Raw genomic sequence first — 18027 nt, 5'->3', positions numbered from 1 at the left:
AATCGTCAGGCTCCTCCTCTGTACCAAACCCCCGTTAGCGAACCGCGCTAGCGGGGGTTTGTGCTTTTATTCCCACCAAAAACTCACCCTCGGGCCGCTAGCGCTCGACGGCCGCGCAGCGTGGCGCGCCGCGCCCATATGGCCCTTGTCCACTGCTGCTCAGGCCGAAGCCTCGCTAGCGCCGGAGACTAGTCCGAATTTTCGCTTCCGCAGCGATTCCGCAGGCCTTCCGACATAGACTACGCAACCTTTATCTCGGAGGTCGTATGTCGTGGAAATCGTTCTCGCTCTTGGTGATTTTGGCGATGCCCATTTCTGTTGAAGCCTTGATGGGCGCCAATGCGGCCTACGACGAGTGCATGCTGCGATCGCTGCGCGAGAGCCGTAGCGGCCAAGTGACGAACTTCATTCGCCAATCTTGCGACGCGATTTACCGCAATGGCGCCATGCTACTGCCGCGCGACCGCATATATCACGAATGCATCCTGCAATCGCTGCCGGGTGTGCGAGACGAAGCTGCAGCTCAGCAAATTGTCTCCATCTGCCGCCGGCGCGGCGGATTGTGATCTCAGCGTGTCCACATCTCTCCATCAGCGTGAGGGTGCTGTCGCATTCCGACGGCGCGCTTTCCATCCCCGATTTTTCCCGTCATTTTCCGAGGGACTGCCTTCCTGAACACCTAACCCGCATACCGGGGCATGACCGTTGCTCGCCGTCATTTGTGGCCGCTGTGTTTGCGGCGCTTCAGATCAAAGGAGCGAACGATGACGAGCAGACCGACACCGCCGATGCCCGAGCAGCAGCAGGAGCAAGTCCCTGGAAAAACTGCACCGATGTCCCCTCAACCGGACCACGGTGAACATGGCTACCAAGGACACGAGCGTCTCCACGGGAAGGCCGCCGTCATTACCGGCGCCGATAGCGGCATCGGCCGTGCGGTAGCGATCGCGTTCGCGCGCGAAGGCGCCGATGTCGTGATCGCCTACTTCAACGAACACGAAGATGCTCGCGAGACCGCTCGTTGGGTGGAGCAGGCCGGCAGGCGCGCCGTGCTCGTCGCCGGCGATCTTGCGCAGCGTGAACACGCGCGCGAGATCATTGATCGAGCGGTCGATGCGTTCGGCCGCATCGACGTCCTCGTCAACAATGCGGCGCATCAAATGAACCACGAAACGGTCGAAGAGATTTCCGATGACGAGTGGGACCGAACCTTCGATATCAATATCGGTGCGATGTTTCGGCTCGTCAAAGCGGCGCTGCCGCACATGAAACCGGGCGCTGCAATCCTCAATACGACATCGGTCAATGCGGACAAGCCGCGCCCCACATTGCTCCCGTACGCCACGACGAAAGGCGCAATTCAAAACTTCACCGGCGGGCTGGCACAGCTGTTGGCTGAGCGCGGGATCCGGGCCAACTGCGTCGCCCCGGGGCCGATTTGGACGCCGCTGATTCCCGCTACTCTTCCGCCCGAGAACGTGAAGGAATTCGGCAAGCAGACCCCGATGAAGCGGCCCGGCCAACCGGCGGAACTGGCGCCCGTCTACGTCATGCTCGCAAGCAACGAGGCGAGCTATGTGTCGGGTGCGACCGTGGCCGTCACGGGCGGGGTGCCGATCATTTGACGGGCGCGCACGCGACGATGACGGGCGTTAGCGATGTGCACGTTGGAGCGGATGCGAGCGAGCCAGCCTACGGCGCTCGGGCATCGTCGCGCCGGCATGGGTTGCTCGAAGTGGGGCGCAATTGCCAATCGATCTTACATGCCGATCGATTCGCACTCCTAATCGATGGGAGTGCCTATTTTTCCGTGCTGCGGGAGGCGCTCGCGCGGGCTGAACGCACGATTTTTATCGTCGGGTGGGACATCGACAGCCGTATGCAACTGGTCCCCGAGGGGGCAAACGATGGCCTTCCGGCCCCCCTCGGGGCCTTCCTGCAAGCGCTGTCGGCCAGGCGCCGACGTCTACGCGTCTACATTCTGGCGTGGGATTTCGCCATGATTTATGCGTTCGAGCGCGAATGGATGCCCGTCTACCAGACGGGTTGGCGCTCGCAGCGCGGAATCGTATACCGGCAGGATGGGACGCATCCTCGCGGCTCGTCGCACCATCAGAAAATCGTGGCGATCGACGATCGGCTTGCATTCGTCGGCGGCCTGGATTTGACGCGCTCTCGGTGGGATACGCCCGCTCACTCGGCTTGCGACACCCGGCGCCGCGACGCCAACGGGGCGCCGTACGACCCTTTTCACGATGTTCAGGCCATGTTCGACGGCGACGCCGCCGCTGCGATCGGCGCCCTGGCTCGAGAGCGCTGGCATCGCTCATGTGGCAAACGGATCGCGTTGCGCGCGCATCGGGCCATCGACCGCGACCAGGATCCCTGGCCGCCCAATGCTCCGGTAGACGTGCGCGATGTGATGCTCGGCATCTCGGTGACCGAGCCGCCTTACCGCTCCCGCGAGCCGGTTCAGCATGTGCGTGCACTAGTCGCCGATTCGATTGCGTGCGCGCGCGCCAACATCTATATCGAAAACCAATACTTCACAGCCGCCGTCGCGCGTGAGGCGCTGGGCAATCGTCTCGCAGAGGACGAGGGTCCCGACGTGGCGGTGGTCGTGCCGCGCGTTCAGAGCGGTTGGTTGCAAGAGGCGACGATGGGTGTGCTGCGCGCACGCTTGTATCGTGCCCTCGTAGACGCGGATGGTCACGGGCGGTTTCGTATGTATTGCCCGCACGTCGAGGGTCTAGGCGAGGCATGTGTCAACGTGCACAGCAAAGTCATGATCGTCGACGATAAGGTGATGACGATCGGTAGCGCGAACCTGAACAATCGGTCGATGGTGCTCGATACCGAATGCAATGTGACGATCGATGCCAATAATGACGCGCGCGTGCGTGCCGCTATCGCGCGCTGGCGCAATCGGCTGCTTGCCGAGCATCTCGATGTGACCGAGGCGGATGTCGCGCGCGTGTTGGCAAGCGAACCCCGATTGAATGCCGCGATTGACTTATTGGGTCGTCCTCGAGGCCGCACATTGCGGCCGTTCACGCCGGTAGTCACCGCGGATCTGGACGCAGTGGTGCCACTCAATGCCTGGCTGGATCCAGAGCGACCGATCGCTCCGGACGAACTCGTGAACGAGTTCATCCCGCAGGGGCGACACCGGTCCCTCACCACTCGTTACTTGCTGCTCGGAGGGCTCGTGCTCGTAGCAGCGGTCATGGCCGCTATTTGGCAGTTCACGTCGATCGGCCATCATCTGAATCTCGTAGAGCTCGCGAAGCTCATCAGACGCATCGAGGCGCTGCCGTTCGCGCCCGCGATCGTGCTGAGCGGATATGTCGCGGCTTCGATCGTTTCCGTGCCGATCACGCTGCTGATTGCGGCGACAGGGCTAGTCTTCGGCGCGTGGCCGGGAATCGGGTACGCCCTAGGCGGAACGATGCTCTCCGCGATCGCCACCTACGGTCTCGGCGTTGTGCTAGGGCGCGATGCCGTACGCCGTCTTGCCGGCACGCGCGCCAATCGGCTCAGCGAGCGTCTCGGCGAACGCGGCATCGTCACGGTCATGGTGCTGCGGTTGTTGCCGATCGCGCCGTTTACGATCGTCAACCTCGTCGCCGGCGCGTCGCACATTCGTCTGCGCGATTACATGATCGGCTCGATCCTCGGCATGGTGCCGGGCATTTTGTTGACCGTGACCTTCGCGCATCAGTTGGTCAATGCGATCCGCCACCCCGATCTCGGCTCGGTGGTCGCGATGGCGGCAATAGGCGCTGCGCTCGTGGGCATCTCCATGTTGCTGCAACGTTGGCTGGGGCGACGCAAGTGAATGCGAATCTGAACCAACGCGCCGCCGCCGCGCTTGCCGCCGTAACGGATGTCGGCGAGCTCGAGCGTCGTGCCGATGCGCCGCGGCACCGAGCCTGCGAACTGAGAATCGCCACCTACAACATTCACGGCGGCCTGGCCTCGTGGACCGCACAGTCGAAGCGGCAGATGGTCGCGCGCATCGCGCAGGTCATCGGCGAGCTCGATGCCGATGTCGTTGCATTGCAAGAGGTGCCGCTCGGCGGTTCTGAAACCCCCGACGTTTTATCGCATCTGCGCGAGGCCACCGGAATGGCCGCCGTCGAAGGCCCGACGCTCGATACGCCGAAACGCCGCTACGGCAACGCGGTGTTGTCTAGATTGCCCGTGCGCATGGCGCGCACGCTCGATTTGTCGTTCCACCGGCGCGAGCCGCGTGGCGCCCTCGATGCCGATATCGAATGCGGCGGGCGCTTGGTCCGGGTCGTGGCGACGCATCTGGGGTTGTCCGCCAGCGAACGGAGCACGCAAGTGCGCACACTGCTCGCCGCCTTCGACAACAGCGACCTTCCGGTCATCTTGGTCGGGGACATCAACGAGTGGTTCGTACGGGGGCGGGCGTTGCGGGCGCTCGTTTCGCATTTTCGGCGGGCACCCGCGCCGCGCACGTTTCCGACGTTTTGCCCGATTTTTGCGCTCGATCGAATATGGATGCACCCCGGCGAATATTTGGTCGACGTGGCCGTTCATCGCAGCGCGCTCGCGCGCCAAGCGTCCGATCACTATCCGCTCGTTGCGCGCATACGTATGCCGGCGTATTCGCCGAATCCGCCGCCGCACCTAGGTCCATTGGAAGGAGAGCTGCCATGAAGACGAGCGAACTCGACGGTAGCGCACTCGATTACTGGTGCGCGCGCGCCTTGGTCGACGACGACGAGGAAATCGTGTTCATTCAAGCCGAACCTAGCGTCGTCGTCACCTTTACCCACAGCGCGCTGCGCAAGCTCGCCCAGCCGTTCTCGCCCTCGGACGCGTGGGGCGATGCCGTCGAAATCTTGGAGCGCGCCGAAGAACTACGATGGCTGCGCAGCGAGCAGGGCACGCACTGCTGGGTCCGGTTTCGTGCGTGCGATGCGTGCGAGGCAGATGCAGCGCATCCTCGCATTGCGCTGCTGCGTGCGTTCGTGCGGGCTCGCTTTGGCGATCTGCTCGAAGCGCATCCGGTCGAACCGCATGCGGTGCGCGAGCGCAAGGTGCACCCGTATGATGCGGGAGGCGTGCCTCCCACCTACGGCGACAACGCCAGCGCCGACAGCGAAATCGGGGATATCCGCTCGGTGCCTCGGCCGTAGCCGCGCGGTTTTCCCTTCGGCCAAGCGTGGGCTTGCGCGCTCAGACGCGCGCGACCGCAACGAGCTGCAGCCGTGTGATTTCCGAAGGCGCGCCCAGCCGCTTGGGCGGTCCCCAATAGCCGGTTCCGCGGCTGGTATATATCCAAAGCGCGCCGAGCTTTGCAAGCCCCGCCGTGAACGGTTGCTGCAAGCGAACGAAGAAATTCCAGGGGAAAAACTGCCCCCCGTGCGTATGCCCCGACAACTGCAGCGTATATCCCGCATCGGCGGCTGCATGGGCCGTGCGCGGCTGGTGGGCGAGCAGCACCTTGAGGAGGACGTCATCGGGCGCGTCGGCCAACGCCGCGGCAGGATCGCTGCGATGCGCTTCGTCGAAGCGCCCTGCCGTGTAATCGGTGACGCCTGCGAGGATGAACCGCGTGCCTTGGTGTTCCAGCACGACGTGCTCGTTCAACAGGACGCGCAATCCGAGGCGCTCGAACTCCGCGATCCATTGCACCGCGCCGGAGTAGTACTCGTGATTGCCGGTGACCAGGTAGGTCCCGTAACGGGCGGTCAAGCGACCGAGCGGCTCGGTGTGGCTGGCCAATTGCGCGACGCTGCCATCCACTACGTCGCCCGTGACCGCGATCAAATCGGGCTGCAGCCGGTTGACGGCGTCGACGATCGCATCGACGTAGCGCGATTTGATCGTCGGGCCGACATGGATGTCGCTGATTTGAACGATCGTCAGCCCGTCCAGCGATGCGGGCAGTCCCTCGATTGGCACGTCGACCGATACGACCCTGGCGCGCCGACGCGCGTTGATGAATCCGATCGTCGTGGATAACAGCGCAAGCACGGGTACGCCCACCGCTGTATCGATCCGCCAGCGATCGAGCAAGAGGACGTGGCGCCATAGCGCATCGATGGTCAACGCCGAGGCAAGGACGATGTCGCGCAGGAAGGTGAACACGAGCAGCGATGAGAACAGCCCCATGACGATCAGGCCGACCCAAGCGATGCGATCGGCGTGCGGCTGACGCTCGAACGTGCGAGCGAGCATGCCGAGCGGGATCAAGCCGCACGAGAGCGCGAGCGCGCAAGCGGCGAGCAGCTTGGCCGGCAAACCGATCGGCAACTCGGGAATGATGCGCAGTCCCACGTACAGGTGCATCAGCACGCCGATGAAAACGGCGCGCGTAAAGAAAGAGGAGCGGCGCATAGAGGAAGAGAAAAGGGCGCGAATCGCGGCTAATCGTCCCGTAGAGGTGGCGACAAGCATTGTACCGAGCCGCGCAAAACGCTGCCGGGAGCCACCGAATGCCCGACAGGGGTGGGTTAACGGCGACTTCCCATGTTATGAAATCGATCTAAGCTATGAGTATCCGCGATTCGATTCCCGGGAATCGGCATTCGCGAGGGAGGGGACGAACGATGAAAGCCGTCAAATGGGGCCACAAGCCGCACCGTGCTCATCATCTCGACTACGAGGGTAGCCATGTCATGCTGCCGCTCGTCGTGCTTTCGCTGATGGCGCTGGCCGTTTACTCCGTCGTACGACGCCTCGATTGGCTGGAGGTCAGTCGCAGCGCGCTATTCGACGTCGTGATGGTATTCGTCGCACTTGGTATCGCCGGATTGTTCGGGGTGGTGGGCGCGTGGTTGCGCTCGGATGGCAACGGCAAGAGCGAAGGCTTTTGCTTCGTCGGCGCATTGATCGGCGCAGCCGTGTTCTATATCGCGTTGCTCACCTAGGCGAGAAAGGGGGCGGCGCGGCGGGCTCGCCTGAGGGGCGAGTCATCTCGACCTGACCGCGTGCGGCGGCGTCGGCCAGCGCAGCCGAGCGGCCTACGCGATTTTCAAGCGATTCGCGCCGCCTCGTCGAACGATAGGCGCGGGTTGCGCGCATTCAGCTTGGAGCGATCGCCGTATCCGAGGTTGATCAGGAAGTTCGATTTGATCGTCGTCCCGGCGAAAAATGCGTCGTCCACCTTGGCCGCGTCGAATCCCGACATCGGGCCCGCATCAAGGCCCAACGCACGGGCCGCCATGATGACGTAAGCCCCCTGCAAAGAGGAGTTGCGCTGTGCCGTGGAGCGAATCGCTGCGTCGTTGCCTGCGAACCAGCTGCGCGCATCCGTGTGGGGGAACAATTTCGGCAGGTGTTCGTAGAAAGCCAAATCCATTCCGACGATGACCGTGACCGGGGCGGCCATCGTTTTGTCGACGTTGCCGGCCGCGAGCGCCGGTTTCAGCTTCTCTTTGGCTTCCGGCGTTTTGACGAAGACGAAGCGGCCGGGGCTCGAGTTCGCCGATGTTGGGCCCAGAATGGCCAATGAAAAAATCTGCCGCAGGAGCGTATCGTCGACCGGCTTGGGCAGCCAGGCATTGACGGTGCGGGCTTCGCGGAACAACTGATCGAGAGCATCGTCGGAAAGTGGCATGATCAACGGTGGTGACGGCACGCGGCCGAGAGTCTCAAAGGGTCCCATGATAGCGACTCGCGCCTGTCCCTGCAGGCGCTCGCAATGGCGTTACCGCAACGGCGCGCTAGGGCGTGACTCAGCAAGATGTCGCAAGGCGCGGTGCGTTATTCGTGCTCTTCTAGCGATAGCGGCATTGGAACGCGAGAAGCCGGCTTGCGGTCGGCCAAGGCGTCCGAATGTATTAGAGGCATCGAAGGCATCGAAGGCATCGAAGGTATTGATGGAATGATCGAAGACATGTTCGGCGGCGTACCGCAGGTCGATGTCGACTGGTATCCGCATTGGCTGTCGCCCGACGAGGCGGCTATCGCCTTGTCCGCCCTCTTGGAGGAGGTGCAGTGGAAGCAGGATGTCATCGGCACGCCCGGCGGCATCAAGCCGTTGCCGCGGCTGACCGCCTGGCAGGGCGATCCCGAGGCGATCTACATCTACTCGGGTATTCGCAACGAGCCGTTGCCGTGGACGCCTACCGTCCAGGCGCTGCGCTCGCTGGCGGAAACGACATGCAAGACCCGTTTCAATAGCGTCTTGCTGAACCGGTACCGCAGCGGAGAGGACAGCATGGGCTGGCATGCCGATCGAGAAGCCGAGCTCGGGGCGGAGCCGACGATTGCCTCGGTGAGCCTCGGCGTCTCGCGGCGATTCGATCTTCGACACAATGCGACAGGCCAACTGCGCGCCTACGAACTGACGAACGGTAGCTTACTGGTCATGCGAGGGCGCACGCAGCGCGAATGGAGGCATCGCATCGTGAAAGTGCCGGGCTTGCAGGGGGAGCGCATCAATCTGACGTTTCGCTTCGTCACGCCTCGGACGGCCGCGCGCTGAACTGGGGCGTGTGCCTCGACCCAAGACGCTGGCCGAGCGGAGCGTCCATGTAGCCGCGTGTGCTCACGACCCACAGCTTCGCCGGCAAGTTGCCCAGCTCGCTCGACTACGCGCTCGGGCAGACCGATAATTTGTTAGGAATCCTAATTAATTGCCTTTGCGCCATCTCGGGATATTTGCGATAAATAAGTTTATGCGCATAAAGTTTTTGTAGATCGTAGGAAATCTGTCCCTTATTGCGGAGGATATGGCGGATCATGCCGATACTCTTTCGCCATGTCGGGCCGCTTGCCTTCTATGCTGGCGGTATGGAGCGGTCTGCCGCGGGTCGATTCGCTCGACCGGCGGTGGCCTGGTTTGAGATGTGGCTCTCGTGCGGTGCGTCGTACGTATCGGGGAGTCGATCGATCCGGACGCGAAAGGAAAGAGAGCCCATGAAGATTGCCCTGGTTGCAAGTGCAGTGATCGTAATGTGGTCGACGACGGCCTTGGCGCAGCAGCCGGCGGTCTATCCGCTGCGCAGTCAGCCTCCGGCGGCGCAAGGCGTCGACAGCGCCTATTGTTATTGGCAGGCGAAGCGTCAAACCGGTATCGATATGACGCATTTATCGCAGCGTCCCCCTCGCATCAAGCCGATTCAATCCGCCACCGATGCGGGCAGGGGCGCCAGCGCGCCGCCGCTGCCGGCTCACGGCGCGCCAAAGGGCGCAACCAAAACGCCGAAGACGCTGGCGATGGCATCCGAAGCGAGTGGCGCATCCCACGGCGCCGGTGAGCCGCCGCCGGCCGCTCGCCCAAACGCCGCATCGGCTAGCGAAGGCTCCGAGCAAGCGGCTGCATCGGCTGCATCGGCCTCGGGGGTGCCCGGCACCGCCACGGGCGCGGCTTCGGCTTCCGCTTTGGCGAACCTCCCGCCATTGCCCCCGCCGCAGCCACCGATGACCATCTATTGGCAAGCGTACGGAGACTGTATGCAAGCCCGGGGTTATGGGGTGCGGTGACAGCCGGCGCGCGAACTTGCATCGGCATCGTTTTCAATGCTCGCCGATCGGCCCACGACGTTTCATCGCTTGAATTCGAGACGTCGCGGCATAGACTTTAGGTCTCGCCGAACATCGTGGGAGGGAAGCAGATGCGCCTGACGATTTTGATTAACGGTTCCGATCCCACTGTCAATCATGACTACGCCGTGCTTTGGCTCGATACGGAAGAGCGCGTGTGGTCCAGAGAATCGCACGATGGGATCGATCTGCCGCCGTGGGGCGAATTGCGCGACGAGGGAGGTGTGACCAAACTCTGCGCACCGACGAACGAGCAGCCGCTATGCACGTTGAGCGGGCTGCACGTCGAATACGATTTCCCAACTGCGGCACAAGGCGGCGCGCAATGGTCATCCGGCAAGCAGCTTCGGACCGATGGCGTCTGGCGTCTGCAGGCGGTCGAAAAGAAAGCCGTCCGCCCCGAAAACAGCGTCTTTCGCCGGTGAGCCAACGCGCCGGGCTGACGGCGCACCGAATGTTTTACCGTTCGTTACGAAGCGCCCGCGGCGAATTTCGATTAGGTATAGTCGGCCTTGGCTATCTCGAGGCCAACCCTCCTAGGCCCGTTCGGCGTTTCGCCGTCGGGCCGTCTTTTTTTCCCCGAGCTTCTATTGCCATTCACATTCGTGAAGGCCTGGCGCTGGCTGGACACGCCCACGGGCGGCGCCTCTCGAAAATGACGCCCCGATGAAAACGTTGCGAATTTGCAACTCACAACGCTGTTGAATAGCATCCGACGAGCTGTGCTCAGCGCGCGTCTATCAGAAAATAAATGTGTTCAAAAACAATAACCTAGGGGTTTATCCTAAGTTGATTGTTTCATTTCCCGCAACAGCCTGTTGTGCGACCCACGTATACCCTAGCTAGGGTCAACACGTAGACTCGGCGCTCATCGGACGGCCTCAATCGTTTCGATTACGCGGCCGCCGCTACTACGGCGCCGGCAGCAAATCCGTCCATTCCGAAGTCTGGCAGTGAGCCAGTTTTATAAAAGGGACTTCTCTAATGAAAAAAACCCTGGTCGTCGCAGCGGTTTCCGCCTCTTTCGCAGTCGCCGCACACGCTCAAAGCAGCGTCACGCTCTACGGCGTGATCGATGCCGGTCTTACGTACACCAGCAACGTCGGTGGCAACTCGAACTGGCAGCAAACGTCGGGTGGCATCAGCCAAAGCCGTTTCGGCCTGAAGGGCTCTGAAGACCTCGGCAACGGTCTGAAGGCAATCTTCACCCTCGAAAGCGGTTTCAACCTGAACAGCGGCCGTTTCGCCAATAGCGGCAGCGAGTTCAATCGTCAATCGTTCGTTGGCCTGTCGAGCAACTACGGCACGGTCACGCTCGGTCGTCAATACGACGCCGCGCAAGACTTCCTGGCACCGCTGAGCGCCACGGGTAGCTGGGGCGGTACGCAGTTCGCTCACGTCGGCAACCTCGACAACCTGAACACGAACGGCGGCCGCTCGGTCAACAACTCGATCAAGTTCACGAGCGCGAACTACGCGGGCTTCACGTTCGGCGGCACGTACGGCTTCTCGAACCAAGCGGGCGCGTTCGCGAACAACCGGGAATACAGCATTGGTGCGGCTTATCAGTTGCAAGGTTTGCGCATTGCAGCTTCGTACGCGCAGCTGAACAACCCGCTCAGCAACACCGTCGGTGCGACCGATAACGCCGCCGCGATCGCGAACGGCAACTTCCGCGACCGTACGTTCGGCGTAGGCGCTGCCTATGCATTCGGCCCCGCACAAGTCGGTGCGGTGTGGACGCAAACGCGCCTGGATAACTTCGCGGTCGCGCAATCGTTGCGCCAAGACAACTACGAAGTCAATGCGAAGTACAACCTGACGCCCGCTTTGGGCCTGGGCGTTGCCTATACGTTCACGGACCAGCAAGGCTCGGGCTTGGCGAGCGGCCTGTCGGCGCGCTTCCACCAAATCGGCGCACAAGCTGACTACTCGCTGTCCAAGCGCACGGACGTGTACGCTCAAGTCGTGTATCAACATGCAAGCACGGCCGGCGCCTCGATCTACAACGGCACGTTCGGTGGCCTGTCGACGTCGGACAACCAAACGGCTGCTACGGTTGGTCTGCGTCACCGCTTCTAAGCCCACACTGCGGGTCTAGTTGCGCAAAAGGCGCCGCGCTTGTCGCGGCGCTTTTTTTGTGTGTGCTTGCCGCGGCGATCGGCCGCGGCGGCTGTAGCGCTTTCGCATCGCTTCCCCCTACTAGCCGGCGGGCCACTGCGGCGAGATCTCCGGGTTCTCCCTATACTTGTTCTTGTCATGCGCGTCGTGACGAACGATTTCACCCACGCATGCACGCGCCATGCAGGTTATCGCACAGCCATCGACATCATCGAGGATCCAACGTGAGCGAAGAAGCGGCATCGGTCGACGAGAGCGTGCTACGCACAGACGTCGTCATCATTGGCGCAGGACCTGTCGGGCTCTTCGCAGCCTTCGAAGCCGGCGTGCTGGGGTTGTCATGCCATATCGTCGATGCGCTCGAGGAAGTGGGCGGCCAGTGCATCGAGCTCTACCCGGAAAAGCCGATCTTCGACATTCCGGCGGTGCCGGTATGCACGGCGCGTCAGTTGGTCGAACGTCTCACCGAGCAGTGCAAGCCGTTCGCCCCGCCAATCCATCTGGCGCAGCGCGTGATGCAGGTCGAGCGCCAGGAGCAGACAAAGCGCTGGCGCGTTGCGACCGATCGCGGGCTCGTCTTCGATACGGCCGCCATCATGCTGGCGGCGGGCAATGGGGCGTTCGTGCCGCAGCGCGTGGGATTGCCCGAAGCGCAAGCGCTCGAAGGCCGGCACGTTCATTACGCAGTGCGCAAGCGCGCGATGTTCGACGATAGTCGCGTGGTGGTGGCCGGCGGGGGCGACTCCGCGCTCGACTGGGTTTTGGCGCTGCGCGGTCACGCCAGGCACATCACGCTCGTGCATCGGCGCGATGCATTCCGCGCGGCCGAGGCGACCGTGCAAGAGGTCAAACGCGCAGCGGCCGCCGGCGAACTCGATATCGTGATCGGGACCATCGCGGCGCTCAATGCGCCAGACGGCGTGTTGCAGTCCATCGGCGTGAAAACGATCGGCGGCGCCACGGCCATCGAGGCAGATCATCTCATCGCGCTGTACGGCCTCGTGGCCGATTTGGGGCCGATCGCCGATTGGGGCATCGACGTCCGGGCGGGCCGCGTGGCCGTCGACACGTCCTACTACGAGACATCCGTGCCCGGCATCTTCGCCGTCGGCGATATCGCCGTCTATCCGAATAAGCAGAAACTCATCTTGTCGGGGTTTCACGAAGCGTCGCTCGCGTTGCGCAAGGCTTATAGCTATGCGTATCCGGATAAGAAACGGGTGCATGTGCATTCGAGCTACGACGCCACGTTGTCTGAACGCATACTCGGTTCGCAGGCGGCAGAGGAGGTCCATTCGTAAGCTCGGCAGGCGATCGAACGGTAGCAACGTCACGATGCTGCTTGGGATGCGAACGGTTTCGAGACAGTCGCGCGCCAGTTCGTGCGCGGCGCAACTCATGGAGAGTGCCATGTACAAGCGGATTCTAGTCCCCGTCGACGGCAGCGAGGGTGCGCGCCGTGCGTTGGACGAGGCGATCAAGCTCGCGCAGCTGTCGGGGGCGCAATTGCAAGCCGTGTATGTGCTCGAGCACCCGACGCGAGTCGTCGATGTCTCGGCCGGCTTCGCCGAGCAAATGCCGGTGCGCGATACGTCGAGCGAAACCGCCACGAGCGTGCTGGGCGAAGCGCGCGAGCGCTTGGCGGCGTTGGCCGATCAAGGCAGCGTACGCGCCGTCGACGCGTATGGGGACAGCCTGGCAACGGTCCTGGCGCGCACGATCGACGAATTCGACACCGATCTCGTCGTCATGTATTCCCATGGGCGCAGCGGCATTCGCCGTCTGTTTGCCGGAAGCGTGGCCGAATCGTTGCTGCACGATACGACCGTCCCGTTGCTATTGCTGCGCAATGGGGAGCAGGAGTAGGGCCGGGGCTCCGGGTCGGACTAGCTATAATGTTAGGTTTTGTCCTATCGATTCCGGTCGATCGGCGCCTCGCTTATAGATAAATCCGATCAGGAGAGGAGGGTTGTTTTGACGCGTCACTCGCAGCAGCACGAGGGCTTACAGCGCGGGCTAAAGAATCGCCACATTCAACTGATCGCGCTCGGTGGCGCGATCGGAACCGGCCTCTTCCTCGGGTCGGCAAGCGTGTTGAAGGCGGCCGGGCCGTCGATGATCCTCGGCTACGCCATCGGCGGTCTCATCGCCTTCCTGATCATGCGCCAGCTCGGCGAAATGGTCGCGCAGGAGCCGGTGGCGGGTTCGTTCAGCCATTTCGCATACAAGTATTGGGGCGACTTCCCCGGTTTCCTCTCCGGCTGGAACTATTGGGTGCTGTACGTGCTCGTCAGCATGGCGGAACTCACCGCCGTCGGCACATACGTTCACTTTTGGTGGCCAGCCGTTCCCACTTGGGTGTCGGCGCTTGTGTGCTTCGCCGCCATCAATGCGATCAATTTGGCGAACGTCAAAGCGTATGGCGAAACCGAATTCTGGTTTGCGCTCATCAAGGTGACGGCCGTCATCGGCATGATCGTGTTCGGCGCCTATTTGCTCGAAAGCGGGCGCGGCGGCCCGCAGGCATCGATTTCGAATCTATGGCGCTATGGCGGATTCTTTCCGCATGGCTTGAACGGCTTGTTCATGACGCTGGCCGTCATCATGTTCTCTTTCGGCGGCCTCGAACTGATCGGCATCACGGCCGCCGAGGCCGACGATCCAGCCCGCACGATTCCGAAAGCCGTCAACCAGGTGCTTTATCGCATTTTGATTTTTTATATCGGCTCGCTCGTCGTGCTGCTTGCGCTGCATCCATGGAACGAGGTGGCCCAAGGCGGGAGCCCGTTCGTCATGATTTTTTCGCAGATCGGCGCGGGGCTGACGGCCAATATCCTCAACCTAGTCGTCCTGACGGCTGCGCTTTCCGTCTACAACAGTTCGGTCTATGCCAATAGCCGAATGCTGTATGGCTTGGCGGAGCAGGGCAACGCACCGCGAGCGCTACTCAAGGTCGATGGCCGAGGCGTGCCGTATGTCGCCATCGGCCTGTCGGCGCTCGCCACGTTTGCTTGCGTCATCGTGGACTATCTAATTCCCGCGCGCGCGTTGGATATTCTGATGGCGCTTGTGGTAGCGGCGCTCGTCATCAATTGGTCGCTGATCAGCCTCACGCATTTGAAGGCGCGCAGGGCGATGGTCGCGGCAGGCCAGCACCTCGTGTTCAAATCGATCGCGTTCCCGTTCGCCAATTGGGTTTGCCTAGCGTTCATGGCGATCGTGCTCGGCATTCTCGCATTTACGCCGGGGCTGTCCGTTGCCGTCTGGCTCGTTCCTCTTTGGCTTTTCGTCATGTGGCTTGGGCATGGCCTGAAGCGGCGTTCGGGTTCGAGCCTGCCGGCTGGAGCCGGCGGCCGATAGGCAGGCGACGCATCGGCAGCCAGCGCGCGCGCTTGCGCAGCCGCGTCGACGCCGCGGGGCGCGCGGGCGGCGCATGATGCTTGAGCGAATCTCGTTGCGCGGCCGATGCATCTCGCGCGTGAGCTTCGATTGCGTCCGCAAAACGTTGCAGTGCCGGCAGCGAACCGGATACGCTGTGATAGGTTTGGCTGCCGATGCGCGCATCGAGCAGCACTTGCAAGCCCGCTTGCCGGGCCAGTTCCAAGATGTCCATGTCACGCCTCCCCGTTCGGCGCTGCCGCACGGTGTAGCGTTGCGAAACCGGCTGAATCACTCGTCCCAGTTTTTTGTGCGTTGCGCGCACCGATCCTGCGCGCAATCGTATTCGTGCCGAGTATTCAGCCGGTATCCCCGCTCGCTCGTTCTCGTTTTGTGCAGACGCCATTGACGTACACGATCGTAAATTCACGTGGAACGGCGTATTGCCATCGATACCATTCCACGTGAGCGTATTCTCGTGCTCGTCGTCCCGTCGCGAATGTGCGGGGGCGAACCGCCCACCGCTTATCGTTGGACTTTTATTCGCGAAAGCGCGCACCGCTCCCTGCGCCGGCGCTATCGAAGCGCCCCCCGTATTTTTCGTTCATCCATTGTTCTGAAGAATAGTAGATGAGCAACGGCGCAAGTGACAGCGTGGTAACTACCTAGGGCGGTGTGGCCCGATGCGGGCAACGCGCGCGCCGAGCTAAACCTGCCGGCGGCGTTTCGCGGGCCGCCAGGCGACGCGCCGGAAACGCTCTCGCTTCTGTTCTTCCTCGAAGTGCAGACGCGCGGGTTTGACGAGATCGCTGCGCGAGACGATACCGGTCAGTTTCATCGATTCGCGATCGAGCACGACCGGCACGCGCTCGAGGCCTTGCACGGCCAGCCGCGCAGCTACGAGGCGGCAGTTTTCGCCCGGCAGGGCGACGACGGGGGGGCTCGCGGCGAGCGCGCCGCCCAGCGTCATGTCGCGGCCGACGCCGTTTTCAGCGTCGGTCAACGCCACGAGCGTCTCGCGATCGGCGACGCCGACAAGCCGATCGCCGCGCACGACCGGGTAGGCGCGATGACTCTGGCTCGGGCCGAAGAACGAAGCCAGCGCTTCGCGCACGGGCAAGCTCGCGTCGATCGTTTTCACGTCGCGCGTCATGACCTCGTCGATGTGATGCCGTTCGAGCGGATCGACGCCGTATTCGCGATAGATGTGATATCCGCGCCGCGCGATCTTCTCCGTCATGATCGAGCGGCGCATGACCACGGTGGTGAAGCCGTGCGCAACGAGCGTTGCGGCCAATAAAGGCAGGAGCGCGTTGCTGTCGTGCGTGAGCCCGAAGGCGAAGACGATGGCGGTGAGCGGCGCACCGAGGGTGGCGCCGAGCGTGGCGGCCATCGCCACGAGAGGCCATAACGCCACTTCATGGCCGGGAAGCAGCGGTCCCATCACGATCCCGAGCCCGGCGCCGAGCATGAGCAACGGGGCGAGCACGCCGCCCGAGGTGCCGGAGCCCAATGCGATGACCCAAATGATCGCCTTCACCACGAGGATCGCGATGGCGACTTTGATCGCGAGATGTTGATGCAGCAGATCGCCGATCACGTCGTAGCCGACGCCGAGCACGCGCGGCTCGATCAACCCGCCCAGGCCGACCGCGAGCCCGCCGATCGCAGGCCACCACATCCAATGCAGCGGCAGTTTGGCGAACAAGTCTTCGGTCGCATAGAGCGCCACCGACAACCCGGAAGCGAGCGCGCCGCTCGCTACGCCGAGGATCAGGCAGGAGACGAGCGAGATGGCGGATGGCGGTGCGGTTTCGAGCGGAAACAACGGCCCGACGCCGAACCAGATGGCGCGCAGGAAACCCGCCACGGCACATGCCAACGCCACGGGCAGAAAGCTGCGAGGGCGCCATTCGAACAGCAGCAGTTCGACGGCCAGCAGGACCGCGGCGACAGGCGTGCCGAACACAGCGGTCATGCCGGCGGCGGCGCCCGCCACTAACAGCGTTTTACGCTCCGCCGCCGTCACTTTGACGCATTGCGCAAGCAGCGAGCCGAGTGCGCCGCCCGTCATGATGATGGGGCCTTCGGCGCCGAACGGCCCGCCGCTGCCGATGACGATGCCGGAAGAAAGCGGCTTGAGCACGGCGACTTTCGGCGACATGCGGCTCTTGCCGAACAAGATCGCTTCGATCGCTTCGGGAATGCCGTGGCCGCGAATCTTGTCGGAGCCGAAGCGGGCGATCAAGCCTACGATGAGGCCGCCGAGCGCGGGGATCAGGACGACCCAGACACCGAGGTGGTTATCGGCGGGCGAATGGTTCGCGAACGAGAACGTGCCGAAGAAGAACACGTTCGTGAACAAGTAGATGAGATTGAGCAGAGCGAAGGCCGCGATCGTGCCTAGCACGCCGATGACGGCTGCGAGCGCGCAGATGCCGGGCAAGCGCGCGTTGGCGGAAAAATCTCTCTTGTTGTGATCCATGTTCATCCATTCGCCTAGTTCATGCACTCATAAATCGATTTGCGGCACGCTGAACGCGCCTTGCAGCGAGTTCAACTCGGCGCGGTGCAGCGCCGCCAGTTTCACCAATACCGTTTCACCCGCTTTTTGCAGATGCACTTCCACTTGCCGCCGGTCGGTCTCGCTCACCTTGCGTTTGACGAGATTGAGCGCTTCGCAGCGCGACACCAGCGCGACGACCCCGTGGTGTTGGGCCTGCAACCGTTCGGCCAACTCGCCGATCGTCGCCCACTCTCGGCCGGGGTAGCCCTTCACGTGCAACAACAGCAAGTACTGCAGCGGCGTGATACCTTCTGCGTGCGCGGCGCGCTCGGAAAAGCGCTCGAAGCGACGCATCTGATAGCGAAATTCCGACAACTGCTCGAAATCGGTCTTGGCCAGCGCACGGGAAGCGGAGAGTTTCATCGGAGTCACGCAAAGGATGAGTTTGAAAGCGAATATAATATCACGATGTGATATATTTTCTCGCTCAGGCCCGT

At 62.6% G+C, this 18027-nt stretch carries 18 protein-coding genes; 13 read left to right on the top strand and 5 right to left on the bottom strand.

The features are described from left to right. The first annotated feature begins 305 nt into the window (after positions 1 to 305). The 5 genes from MMB74_RS25510 to MMB74_RS25490 all read left to right on the top strand — a co-directional run bounded on the left by MMB74_RS25510 (position 306) and on the right by MMB74_RS25490 (position 5168). Positions 306 to 566, top strand: coding sequence for a VF_A0006 family four-cysteine protein (locus MMB74_RS25510; RefSeq protein ID WP_346780716.1), 261 nt, complete (start codon positions 306 to 308; stop codon positions 564 to 566). 198 nt (positions 567 to 764) lie between these two features. Continuing rightward, a complete protein-coding gene (locus tag MMB74_RS25505; RefSeq protein ID WP_277431444.1) occupies positions 765 to 1625 on the top strand; it encodes a glucose 1-dehydrogenase in 861 nt (286 codons plus the stop codon). Between the two features lie 254 nt (positions 1626 to 1879). Continuing rightward, a complete protein-coding gene (locus tag MMB74_RS25500) occupies positions 1880 to 3838 on the top strand; it encodes a VTT domain-containing protein (protein WP_277431443.1) in 1959 nt (652 codons plus the stop codon). After that, positions 3835 to 4686 (top strand): endonuclease/exonuclease/phosphatase family protein, encoded by an 852-nt coding sequence (locus MMB74_RS25495; protein WP_277431442.1) that lies wholly within the window; start codon positions 3835 to 3837, stop codon positions 4684 to 4686. The genes MMB74_RS25500 and MMB74_RS25495 overlap by 4 nt, the downstream gene beginning before the upstream one ends. Then, positions 4683 to 5168 carry a phage protein NinX family protein gene (locus tag MMB74_RS25490; protein ID WP_277431441.1) on the top strand — a complete coding sequence of 162 codons (486 nt, stop codon included), beginning with the start codon at positions 4683 to 4685 and terminating at the stop codon, positions 5166 to 5168. Before MMB74_RS25495 ends, MMB74_RS25490 begins: the two co-directional genes overlap by 4 nt. A 40-nt stretch (positions 5169 to 5208) precedes the next feature. Here MMB74_RS25490 and MMB74_RS25485 read toward each other — a convergent pair whose 3' ends face one another. Then, entirely contained in the window at positions 5209 to 6372 is a 1164-nt protein-coding gene (locus MMB74_RS25485; protein ID WP_277431440.1) for a metallophosphoesterase, read from the bottom strand. A 212-nt stretch (positions 6373 to 6584) separates the two neighbouring features. On the opposite strand from MMB74_RS25485, the gene MMB74_RS25480 reads away from it, so the two are divergent. Next, positions 6585 to 6905, top strand: a complete 321-nt coding sequence (locus tag MMB74_RS25480; protein ID WP_277431439.1) for a hypothetical protein — start codon at positions 6585 to 6587, stop codon at positions 6903 to 6905. A 104-nt stretch (positions 6906 to 7009) separates the two neighbouring features. Here MMB74_RS25480 and MMB74_RS25475 read toward each other — a convergent pair whose 3' ends face one another. Beyond that, a complete protein-coding gene (locus tag MMB74_RS25475; RefSeq protein WP_277431438.1) occupies positions 7010 to 7594 on the bottom strand; it encodes a malonic semialdehyde reductase in 585 nt (194 codons plus the stop codon). A gap of 267 nt (positions 7595 to 7861) precedes the next feature. Here MMB74_RS25475 and MMB74_RS25470 point away from each other — a divergent pair, with 267 nt between their 5' ends. The 7 genes from MMB74_RS25470 to MMB74_RS25440 all read left to right on the top strand — a co-directional run bounded on the left by MMB74_RS25470 (position 7862) and on the right by MMB74_RS25440 (position 15006). Continuing rightward, a complete protein-coding gene (locus MMB74_RS25470; protein ID WP_277431437.1) occupies positions 7862 to 8464 on the top strand; it encodes an alpha-ketoglutarate-dependent dioxygenase AlkB in 603 nt (200 codons plus the stop codon). Positions 8465 to 8898: 434 nt separating this feature from the next. Continuing rightward, entirely contained in the window at positions 8899 to 9465 is a 567-nt protein-coding gene (locus MMB74_RS25465) for a hypothetical protein (RefSeq protein WP_277431436.1), read from the top strand. A gap of 131 nt (positions 9466 to 9596) precedes the next feature. Then, positions 9597 to 9950, top strand: a complete 354-nt coding sequence (locus tag MMB74_RS25460) for a DUF3564 family protein (protein WP_277431435.1) — start codon at positions 9597 to 9599, stop codon at positions 9948 to 9950. Positions 9951 to 10509: 559 nt separating this feature from the next. Further along, entirely contained in the window at positions 10510 to 11607 is a 1098-nt protein-coding gene (locus MMB74_RS25455; RefSeq protein ID WP_277431434.1) for a porin, read from the top strand. Between the two features lie 263 nt (positions 11608 to 11870). Beyond that, entirely contained in the window at positions 11871 to 12947 is a 1077-nt protein-coding gene (locus MMB74_RS25450) for an NAD(P)/FAD-dependent oxidoreductase (RefSeq protein ID WP_277431433.1), read from the top strand. A gap of 109 nt (positions 12948 to 13056) precedes the next feature. After that, on the top strand, positions 13057 to 13512 hold the full coding sequence (locus MMB74_RS25445; RefSeq protein WP_277431432.1) for a universal stress protein: 456 nt from the start codon (positions 13057 to 13059) through the stop codon (positions 13510 to 13512). 108 nt (positions 13513 to 13620) lie between these two features. Then, complete coding sequence (locus tag MMB74_RS25440; protein ID WP_277431431.1) at positions 13621 to 15006, top strand: amino acid permease; 1386 nt, start codon at positions 13621 to 13623, stop codon at positions 15004 to 15006. Here the strand turns inward: MMB74_RS25440 and MMB74_RS25435 are convergent. From MMB74_RS25435 to MMB74_RS25425, 3 genes are all read right to left on the bottom strand, one after another. Then, complete coding sequence (locus MMB74_RS25435; RefSeq protein ID WP_277431448.1) at positions 14936 to 15259, bottom strand: hypothetical protein; 324 nt, start codon at positions 15257 to 15259, stop codon at positions 14936 to 14938. The two genes, MMB74_RS25440 and MMB74_RS25435, sit on opposite strands and share 71 nt — an antisense overlap. 471 nt (positions 15260 to 15730) lie before the next feature. Continuing rightward, the gene (locus MMB74_RS25430) at positions 15731 to 17515 is read right to left on the bottom strand and encodes a chloride channel protein (RefSeq protein ID WP_277431446.1); all 1785 of its coding nucleotides are present in this window, start codon (positions 17513 to 17515) and stop codon (positions 15731 to 15733) included. Positions 17516 to 17536: 21 nt separating this feature from the next. Next, complete coding sequence (locus MMB74_RS25425) at positions 17537 to 17953, bottom strand: helix-turn-helix domain-containing protein (RefSeq protein WP_277431430.1); 417 nt, start codon at positions 17951 to 17953, stop codon at positions 17537 to 17539. Between the last annotated feature and the right edge of the window lie 74 nt (positions 17954 to 18027).

It is taken from the genome of Trinickia sp. Y13, assembly GCF_029522115.1.
Classification (GTDB): Bacteria; Pseudomonadota; Gammaproteobacteria; order Burkholderiales; family Burkholderiaceae; genus Trinickia.
The sequence above is the reverse complement of the archived record's forward strand: the minus strand, read 5'-3'. Positions and strand labels throughout refer to the sequence as shown.